A 9,227-nucleotide genomic window follows, 5' to 3' on the forward strand; every position below is an offset into this window, starting at 1 on the left:
GCATCCTCGCCGACATGCCCGGACCGGGCAGACGGAAAGGAACTACGTCGTGTACTGATCGAGCGCAGCCCGCGCCCACTCGGCCACAGCGGCGCGCGCTACCGGCGGTGCGACCACCTCGACGGCACCACCGCGGCGTGCGGCGAGCCGCTTCAATGACCGTGGATCGCCGACGTTGACACGAGCGGTCGTGATGCCGGCTTCGCTGGATGCCTCGGCGCGCGAGAGGTAGTCGCCGACGAGGGGTGCCGTGCTCGTGGCGAAGCGGATGGTGGCCGCGACGTCCTCGGGTGCCGCTGACGGGGCGGTGTTCATGCCACCGAACAGCTCGCTGGCGTGCTCAGCACTGTGTTCGGCCGGCAGATCCAGCAGCACCGGATCACTGGCGCGGGCGAGATGGAAGGTGCGCATGGCGCGCCTGAGGTGGCACCAACCCTGCAGGTACCACTCCCCGCTGGTCATATGCACCTTGACGGGATCGACGGTGCGCACCAGCGGGTCCGCATCGGGGGCGCGGTAGGTGAACTGGACCGTACGGTGGGTGCGCAGACCTTCGGCCACCACGCGCCGCACATCGTCCGTCGTGGACGGAGCGACGAGCACGTCGGCGGGCGCGGCCGAGGCGCCGCGCGACAGCTTCTCGATGAGTCCGGTGACGACACCGCCATCGTCCATTCCCGGCACATCGCGCGCCAGGCGCAGTCCCGAAAGCAGCGCGGCGGCTTCACGAGCGGTGAAGCGCGGAACTCGTCGCAGCGCGACGGTGTTGGTCAGCTCGATGACGTCCTCACTGTCGAGCAGATCCCAGTTGATGTTGAAGAGATCCTGATCCAGCTGCCAGTATCCGTCTTCGCCGGGCAGCCCGATCACCGTGAGCTTCTGCACCATACGGCGCATGTCCTCGGGGCTGACGTCGAAGTCGGCGGCAGCCTCCGTGACGGTCACCTGCCCACGCTCGGCCAGATACGGCACCAGCGAGAGGTAGAGCTTGACGCGATCCGGTGCCAGCAGCGGCTGGGAGCGACGTGCCATCACTGTGCCACCTCGTGCAGTTCGAGTACCGCGCGGAGGCGTGCGATCACGGCGTCGCGCAGTCGCTCCGGCGCGATCACGCGGACCTCCGGCCCGTAGGAGGCTAGCTCATCGGCGAAGATCGACTCATCCAGGTAGGGAACGTCGATTCCGCGCGCCGCAGGACGTGAACGCCGACTGAGGCGGAGTGCCGCCTCAGTGCCCGGGTTCACCTCGAGGTGCGCGATGTTGCGCTCCAGCACCTCCAGCAGTCCAGCGAGTCCGCGTTCGCCGGCTCCCACGCGAAGATCGGCGTCGAACCGCTCCCCCGTGGGCGCGACATCGCTGACGATTCGCGAGAGCAGGAACGTGCGCTCCTCCTCGATGTCCGCATCGATGCCGTAGACGTGCCAGCGGTTCTCCGCGTCGATGAGCGCGAGCGGCTTCATCCTGCGCAGGCGTGCGGCTGCGTCGCCGGGCTTCAGATAGCTGAACGTGACGACCTCCGCGTTCTCGATGGCCTGCTGCAGCGGAGCGAAAGCCGGTGCCGTGAGGTCCAATCGCGGCGCGAATCCGATGATTGGCTCGTCGACGTCGATTCCGAGGGCGCGGATCTTCCGCAGCCCGGAGCGTGCGTCGCGGGAGAATGAACCGTCACGCCACACCGTCCCCGCCAGGCTCAGCACCGCGAGCTCTGCCGGACTGAACGTAATGTCGCCCGGAAGGTCGTACTCGGCCTGCGGCACGCGGTACCGCGCTTCGCGCAGATCGTTGGGGTCGGCCAGGTCCCCCAGCGTCTCGATCGGGATGCCGAGGGCTCGCAGATCGTCCTTGTCCCGCTCGAACATTTTCTCGAGGGCGGTGGTCACCCCACCCTGCTCGTAACGCTGGCGGTAGCCCGAGACGGATTCCAGGATCTGCTGCTTGGTGAGGCCGATCTCGGTCGCCATGAGAGCGACGACGAGATTCGTCAAACGCTCCTCCGGAGGAATCTTCTCAGCCACCACAACATCCTATGGGCGCTGCACGCGTCGGGGTGGGAGGCGCGTCAGCGACCGCTGCGCGTCCGTGCCAGCCGGGCGTCAGGACGAGGGCAGGGTGCCGAGCACGTCCACCACGTAGATCAACGCGGTGTCCTTCGGCGCCTTCGTGTCGGCGGCGTCGCTGGCGGCCTCGTCTGCCGGCACGACGACCATGAGCTGCGAACCCACGGTCGCGCCGACCAGGGCGTCAGCAACAGCCTTCGGCAGGTCACCGGACGCGGACACGGTCGGACCGCCGTCATCGATCGACGAGCGGAACTGCGTCTTGCCGGTCCAGCTCACGCCCAACACGTTGAGCAGAGCCGCATCGTCGGCGGTGAGCTCGGCGCCATCCCCGCGGATCAGCGTCTCGACCGCCGTGGTCGACGGAGCAGCGCTGTCGGGCACGACGACGCCCGAACGACCGTCCGGCGCGCGCACCACTGACGGGAGCCCCCAGGTGCCGTTGAAGACGTCCGTGCCTGATGCACGATCCGGATAGACGCGCGTGATGTCCACCGCGACCACGAGCCCCTCGCTCGCCGTCATTCCGCTCCCGGTGCCCAGAAGCTCCGCCGGCAACGAGAGAAGCAGACGATCGCCCTCATGAGCGCACATCAGCTGCTCCCCCAGCGTGGGAGCCTGCTGGCCGAAGGTGCCGACCGTGCCCAGTCCCTGTTTGGTGGGCTCGCCGTTCATGCCATCGCTCGAGCGCATGAGCATGTACGTCAGATCGATGACCTGGTTCTGCGACACGATCTGCGGGCCGTCTCCCGCGATCAGGACGTCGCGCTCCACCGCGGTCACGTTCATCGCGCTCGGTCCTTCGAGCTTCGGCGCCTCACCGAACCCCCCGCTGACGGTGACCGCGGAGGTGATGGGCCCGGGCTGCGAGTACGGTGTGCAGCCGGCCGAGTTGGCCGTGCCCGCCGCGGGGGCGCAGCCGACCAGGGCAATCGCGGTCAGAGCGATGACGGGAATGACGGCAGAGATCTTGCGCACCATGTCAGTCTACGATCCCGTTCAGGCTTCGCTGGACGCGTCGCCGCGAGCGATGCGCGCACCAGCGGCACCCTTCTCCGCTTCGCGCACGCGCTTGCGGAGGTTCTTGTCGGTGATCGAGCGATCCCCCACCGCGCCCGGGGTCCAGAGTTCGACGTCCTCGTCCGAGTAGCTCGACTTGGAAGCTCGACGACGCACCTCGGGAGCGACCGTGCCCGGTGCCAGACGACGAGCCGTGAGCAGGAAGCCGGTGTGGGCGATCATGCGGTGATCCGGACGCACCGCGAGGCCCTCGACGTGCCACCCGCGCACCATCGTCTCGCTGGCCTCCGGGTCGGTGAAGACGCCCATGCCGCGGATGTACTCAGCCACGCGAGACAACTGTGTTGCGGTCGCGACGTAGCAGATGACCACGCCACCGGGCGCGAGAGCCTCGGCCACCGCGTCCATGCAGTCCCACGGCGCGAGCATGTCGAGCACGACGCGGTCGACCGACCCGGCACCGACCGTCTCGGGCAGCGCCTCGGCGAGGTCGCCCAGGGCGATCGACCAGTTCTCCGGCACGGAGCCGAAGAACGTCTCGCCGTTCGCGCGCGCGACATCGGCGAATTCCTCGCGCCGCTCGAAGGAGTACAGGCGACCCTCGGGGCCGATCGCCCGCAGCAGCGACAGCGAGAGGGCGCCGGAGCCGACGCCGGCCTCGACCACCACGGCCCCCGGGAAGATGTCGGCCTGCGACACGATCTGTGCCGAGTCCTTCGGGTAGACGATGGCGGCCCCGCGCGGCATGGACATCACGAAGTCACGCAGCAACGGTCGGAGGGCGAGATACTCGTGGCCGTTGCTGTTCAGCACCACCGAGCCGTCCGGCAGATCGATGAGGTCCTGGTGCGCCAGCACGCCATGGTGGGTGTGCAGTTCGCCACCCTCCTTGAGGGTGATGGTGTGCATCCGGTTCTTCGGGCCGGTGAGCTGCACCCGATCGCCGAGGCGGAACGGGCCGGTGGGGCGTGCGGAAGTCATCGGGTGAACCTTTCGTGCACACCGCGGAGGTCTTCCGGGGTGCGGTCAGCAAGAGTGGGCCAGAGCACGGTGGCGCCGAGCCCCTCCAGGGGAACCATGTGCGCAACGCCGATCGTGGCGATTCCGGCGGCAACGCCCGAGCGCGTGCCGCCCGGGGAATCCTCGATCACAACGGCCTGCCTCGGCTCGATGCCGAGTGCTTCAGCCGCCTGCAGATACGGGTCGGGGAAGGGCTTCGGGCGCGGGACTTCGTCTCCGCCGACGACAAGGTCGAAGGTCTCGTCCGGAAGGAGGCCCGCGACGACGAGCGCCATGCGACGATGCGACATCGTGACCAGCGCATTACGGAGCCCGGCAGCTCGATTCGCCGCCAGCAGCTCGCGAGCTCCCGGACGGAAAACGACGTGCCCCCGGCCGAGTTGCTCCATCACCGCATCGGTGAGGTGGTCGATGATCGCGCCTTCCGACATGCGCACGCCGGCATCCTGCAGGACGCGTGCGGAGGTGTCGAGGCCCATGCCGACCAGCTGCAGGGCCTGCTCGTGGTCCCAGCTGCCGCCGAACGAGCCCACGAGAGCCGTTTCCGCCGCCATCCACAGCGGTTCGGTGTCGACGATGGTTCCGTCCATATCCCAGAGCACAGCGGAGAGAGAGGGCGCAGTCACTGCACCAGCCTAGCCGTTGCCGCCCCAGCCGCCCGGCACCTGCCTAAGCTGGAGCGATGACGAACAGGCATCGCCCGCTCCACGGGCTCGGATCCCGGATCCTCGTCGCCGCGTTCGACGGCTGGAACGACGCGGGCGAGGCTGCGACCAGTGCGCTCAGCGCGCTCCGCGAGGCCGGCTCGTACGAGAAGGTCTGGTCGGTGGATCCTGAGCTGTACTTCGACTACCAGTACACGCGTCCCGCGGTCTCCTACGGTGCGAGCGGCGAGCGCGTCCTCACCTGGCCGGGCGCGTCGTTGTGGCGGCCGATCGACGGCTCGACCCCCGAGGTCTGGCTGCTGTCCGGCACGGAGCCTGCGCGTGCCTGGCAGGGTTTCGCCGCGGAGGTCGTCGATCAGGCACTGGCTGCCGATGTCACCGGCTTCGTCACTCTCGGCGGCATGATCTCCGACGTCCCACACACCCGGAAGGTACCCGTCCAGGGGTCGAGCGACAACGCGGACATCCGCGGCGAATCCGGATTCGAGCGGTCGCAGTATGAGGGACCGGTGGGCATCCTCTCGGTGCTGTCGCTCGCGATGGAGGGCGTCGGCGTGCCGGGCCTCAGTCTCTGGGCGAGCCTGCCGCACTACACCGCCGGACAGGGACCGAGCCCGCTCGGCGCGCTCGCCCTGATCGCGGCGATCGGAGAGATCACGGGCACGGAACCTTCGCACGGTTCCCTCGAGGCCGAGGGGCGTCGGTGGGAAGCGGCCGTCGACGCTGCGGTCGCGGAAGACGAGGAACTTGCGGCGTACGTCAGCGAACTGGAGCGCGCTCGGGACGAGTGGGACTCCCCCGATGCGACGGGCGATGCGCTCGCACGTGAGTTCGAGCGTTACCTTCGACGAGACGGAGATGGCCCGCAGCGTCCGTGACGCGGCGGGCCATCGGGCCGAAGCGGATCAGGCGGAGATCGCCGGGATCACGCCGAGACCGAGCAGGATCATCAGCAGGACGCCCAACACCACGCGGTAGATCACGAACGGCAGGAAGCTGCCCTTCTTGAGGTACTGCATCAGGTACTTGATGACGACGATGCCGACCACGAAGGCGACGATGGTCGCGATCGCCGTGTCGCCCATCGAGTAGGTCTGGCCGGTCTCATCGAAGCTCTTGTAGAGCTCGTAGAGTCCCGAGCCGAAAACAGCCGGGATGGCGAGCAGGAACGAGTACTCGGCGGCCGCGGTGCGGGAGAAGCCGAGCGCGAGACCCATCGTGGTGGTGGCCCCGGAACGCGAGACGCCGGGGATGAGCGCGAGCACCTGAGCCAGACCGAACGCGAGCCCGCTCGGGTAGGTGAGGTCCTGGAGTTCGCGATTCTTCTTGCCCAGGTAGTCGGCGAGGCCGAGAATCAGACCGAACACGATGAGGACGCCGGCCACCAGCCACAGATTGCGGAAGGGTCCACGGATCTGCTCCTGCGCGAGGAAGCCGACCACGCCGATCGGAATGGTGCCGATGATCACCAGCCAGCCCATACGGGCATCGGCGTCGTTACGCGGGACCTTCCCGGTGAGCGATTGCGCCCAGCGCGAGATGATCCGCACGATCGTGCGCCAGAAGAAGATGATGACCGCCAGCTCGGTGCCCAGCTGGGTCACCGCGGTGAAGGTCGCTCCCGGATCAGCCCCGCCAGGGAGCATGAGTCCCACGATGCGCAGGTGGGCGCTGGAGGAGATGGGAAGGAACTCAGTGAGACCCTGGACGATGCCTAGGATGATCGCCTCGAGAACGTGCATGAATCAGTAGCTCCGCAGAAGGTCGATCAGCACCTGCTGACCGAACACGAGTGAGTCGACGGGCACTCGCTCATCGACTCCATGGAACATACCCGTGAAGTCCAGGTCGCTTGGGAGGCGCAGCGGAGCGAAGCCGTATCCCGTGATGCCGAGCCGGCCCAGCGCCTTGTTGTCGGTGCCGCCGGAGAGCAGGTATGGCAGCACCGGCGCGCCTGGGTCGTGACGGCCGAGCACGGCGATCATCGCCTCGACCAGATCGCCGGCGAACGGCGTCTCCAGACCGACGTCGCCGACCACCGTTTCGACCGTGATGTCCTCCCCCAGCAGCTCGCGCAGCTCCACCAGGAACTGCGCCTCCGTTCCGGGCAGCACGCGCACATCGATGAGCGCCTCGGCGTGATCCGGGATGACGTTGTGCTTGTAGCCGGCGGTCAGACCGGTGGGGTTCGTCGTGGTGCGCCAGGAGGAGCGCAGGAATCGCTGCGCCGCGCCGGCGAAGGCAGCCAGCTCGTCGGGGTCCGTGGTGTCTGCCCCGGCGATCTCGCGGATGCGCGCAACGAGCTCGCGCGTGGTGTCGGTGAGGACGACCGGCCAGTCGCGCTCACCGAGGAGCGCCACTGCGCGTGCCAGCTTGGTGACCGCGTTGTCGCGGTGGTAGCCGCTGCCGTGCCCCGCGGCACCGGATGCGCTCAGCCGCAACCACAGCAGGGCCTTCTCCCCCACCTGCAGCAGGTAGGAGCGCTGCCCGGCGACATCGACGGAGTATCCGCCCACCTCGCTGATCGCCTCGGTGGCACCGACGAACCACTCGGGACGCTCTTCCACCACGCGAGCGGATCCGTACTCGCCGCCGGCCTCCTCATCGGAGAAGAACACCACGATGAGGTCACGCTCGGGCTTCTCTCCCGCACGAACGATCTCGGCGACCGCGGTGAGGATCATGGCGTCCATGCCCTTCATATCCACCGCCCCGCGACCCCAGAGCAGCCCATCGCGGATCTCACCGGCGAAGGGGTCGACGCTCCAATCCGCCGCTACTGCAGGCACCACATCGAGGTGGCCGTGCACGACGAGCGCGGGCTTGGAGGAGTCGCGTCCCGCGATGCGGGTCATCACGCTCGTACGTCCTGGCGCGGACTCATAGGTCTCCGTCTGCAACCCCAGCGCACCGAGGTAGGCGACCACGTACTCGGCGGCTTCGCGCTCGCCGTTGGCGCGTCCCCCGCCGTAGTTGCTCGTGTCGAATCGGATCAGATCGGCGGCGATGCGCGCGACCTCGGGAGTCTCATCCTGGGCCATGTCTCCACGGTACGGCACGCCCGAGGTCGGCCCGTGTTCGCGACGTCACGAACAGTCGTGCTAAAGTCGTCTCTTGTCGGAACGGCCTGGAAACAGACCGGCACGGCTGCAACAGAACATCACGCGCGGGTGGCGGAATAGGTAGACGCGCTAGCTTGAGGTGCTAGTGCCCGAAAGGGCGTGGGGGTTCAAGTCCCCCTTCGCGCACGTGATGAGCCCCGGAAGAATCTGGTCTGACCAGGAATTTCCGGGGCTCTTTTGTTTGCCTGGAGCGGGAGCTGTCTGGCTGGAACGCTGCTCCCCTGCTGAGAGTGGGAAAACGCATCGGCGCTCGGCGTGCGCGATGCCTTTTGCATCTTCCAGCGGCCGGCATCGCTGCGGGACCGGGACGGCGTGACGGGTTCGGGCATCGCCGACCGCTGTTTGCGCTCACATCCAGCATCACAGACGGAGTTTGTTTGGAACCCATACGAAACTCCGGCGAAACACGCACGTGTGAGCATGTCCTCGTTCTCACATTGATCGGGGCGTCAAGCCGCAGGTGGAACCGGATCCACCGATCCGGATCGCAAGCGCCTGCCGAACACGCCCCTGCATCGGAAGAAGGCGTGCAATGAACCAGTCAGAAGTTTTCCTCAGCCGTCGTACGGTGCTGCGTGGTGCGGCCGTCGCAGCGGTGCTGGTGCCAGTCGGATTGACGTTGGCGTCGTGTGCGGCTCCGGGCGGCGGGACGGGTGGCTCGTCCGCTCCGGCGGGTGAGGTTACGGCGGATAATCCGTTTGGTGTTGCTGCGGATTCGAGTGTTGATGCGGTGATTTTTGATGGTGGTTACGGCGTGGATTACGTCGAGAACGCTGCGAAGATCATGCAGGCGAACAAGGGTTTGTCGGGTGTGAGTGTGAAGGTCTCGGCCTCCACGAAGATCGCTCAGGAGCTGCAGCCGCGGTTTGTGGGTGGTAACCCGCCGGATCTGATCGATAACTCGGGTGCGAACTCGATTGGTTGGAACACGATCCTGGAGCAGTTGGAGGATCTCAGCGAGGTGTTGGAGGCGAACAATCTCGAGGGTGAGAAGATCGCTGACACGTTGTTTGATGGTGTGAAGGCTCCCGGCACGTTTGGTGACAAGTTCGCGGCGTTGAACTATGTGTTCACGACGTATGGGTTGTGGTATTCGGCGTCGTTGTTCGAGGAGAACGGGTGGGAGCCGCCGAAGACGTGGCAGGACCTGAAGACGCTGGGTGCTGCGGCGAAGGAGAAGGGTAAGTACTTGTTCCTGTGGGGCAAGGAAGCCGCGACGTATTATCAGACGTTCGTGATCGATTCGGCTGTGATTCAGTCGGGTGATGATGTGCGGTTGCCGTTGGAGAATCTTGCCGAGGATTGCTGGTCCCACCCCACGCTGCAGGCGATTCTGACCGAGT

9 protein-coding genes and 1 tRNA gene are annotated in these 9,227 nt (G+C 67.0%); 3 read left to right on the forward strand and 7 right to left on the reverse strand.

Going from position 1 to position 9,227, the window contains the following annotated elements; all coding sequences use genetic code 11:
- Positions 1-42: 42 nt before the first annotated feature.
- The 5 genes from ACI3KU_RS12285 to ACI3KU_RS12305 form a co-directional block, all read right to left on the reverse strand.
- Positions 43-1,032, reverse strand: coding sequence for a helix-turn-helix transcriptional regulator (locus ACI3KU_RS12285; RefSeq protein WP_404922584.1), 990 nt, complete (start codon positions 1,030-1,032; stop codon positions 43-45).
- Positions 1,032-2,015 carry a helix-turn-helix transcriptional regulator gene (locus ACI3KU_RS12290; RefSeq protein WP_404922585.1) on the reverse strand — a complete coding sequence of 328 codons (984 nt, stop codon included), beginning with the start codon at positions 2,013-2,015 and terminating at the stop codon, positions 1,032-1,034. The genes ACI3KU_RS12285 and ACI3KU_RS12290 overlap by 1 nt, the downstream gene beginning before the upstream one ends.
- Positions 2,016-2,093: 78 nt before the next feature.
- Positions 2,094-3,035, reverse strand: coding sequence for an FKBP-type peptidyl-prolyl cis-trans isomerase (locus ACI3KU_RS12295; RefSeq protein ID WP_404922586.1), 942 nt, complete (start codon positions 3,033-3,035; stop codon positions 2,094-2,096).
- A gap of 21 nt (positions 3,036-3,056) precedes the next feature.
- Positions 3,057-4,058, reverse strand: coding sequence for a tRNA (adenine-N1)-methyltransferase (locus tag ACI3KU_RS12300; RefSeq protein ID WP_404922587.1), 1,002 nt, complete (start codon positions 4,056-4,058; stop codon positions 3,057-3,059).
- The gene (locus tag ACI3KU_RS12305; RefSeq protein ID WP_404922588.1) at positions 4,055-4,723 is read right to left on the reverse strand and encodes an HAD family hydrolase; all 669 of its coding nucleotides are present in this window, start codon (positions 4,721-4,723) and stop codon (positions 4,055-4,057) included. Before ACI3KU_RS12305 ends, ACI3KU_RS12300 begins: the two co-directional genes overlap by 4 nt.
- A 56-nt stretch (positions 4,724-4,779) precedes the next feature.
- Here ACI3KU_RS12305 and ACI3KU_RS12310 point away from each other — a divergent pair, with 56 nt between their 5' ends.
- Positions 4,780-5,640 (forward strand): PAC2 family protein, encoded by an 861-nt coding sequence (locus ACI3KU_RS12310; protein ID WP_404922589.1) that lies wholly within the window; start codon positions 4,780-4,782, stop codon positions 5,638-5,640.
- A gap of 27 nt (positions 5,641-5,667) precedes the next feature.
- On the opposite strand, the gene ACI3KU_RS12315 is transcribed toward ACI3KU_RS12310, so the two are convergent.
- Together ACI3KU_RS12315 and ACI3KU_RS12320 are read right to left on the reverse strand one after the other, a co-directional pair.
- Positions 5,668-6,504, reverse strand: a complete 837-nt coding sequence (locus ACI3KU_RS12315; protein ID WP_404922590.1) for an undecaprenyl-diphosphate phosphatase — start codon at positions 6,502-6,504, stop codon at positions 5,668-5,670.
- Between the two features lie 3 nt (positions 6,505-6,507).
- On the reverse strand, positions 6,508-7,803 hold the full coding sequence (locus ACI3KU_RS12320; protein ID WP_404922591.1) for a M20/M25/M40 family metallo-hydrolase: 1,296 nt from the start codon (positions 7,801-7,803) through the stop codon (positions 6,508-6,510).
- 123 nt (positions 7,804-7,926) lie between these two features.
- On the opposite strand from ACI3KU_RS12320, the gene ACI3KU_RS12325 reads away from it, so the two are divergent.
- Positions 7,927-8,010: transfer RNA gene (locus tag ACI3KU_RS12325), tRNA-Leu, on the forward strand.
- Positions 8,011-8,452: 442 nt separating this feature from the next.
- On the forward strand, positions 8,453-9,227 hold a 775-nt coding region (locus ACI3KU_RS12330; protein ID WP_404922592.1), incomplete at its 3' end, for an extracellular solute-binding protein.

It is taken from the genome of Microbacterium sp. ZW T5_56 (assembly GCF_044987425.1).
Lineage (GTDB): Bacteria > Actinomycetota > Actinomycetes > Actinomycetales > Microbacteriaceae > Microbacterium.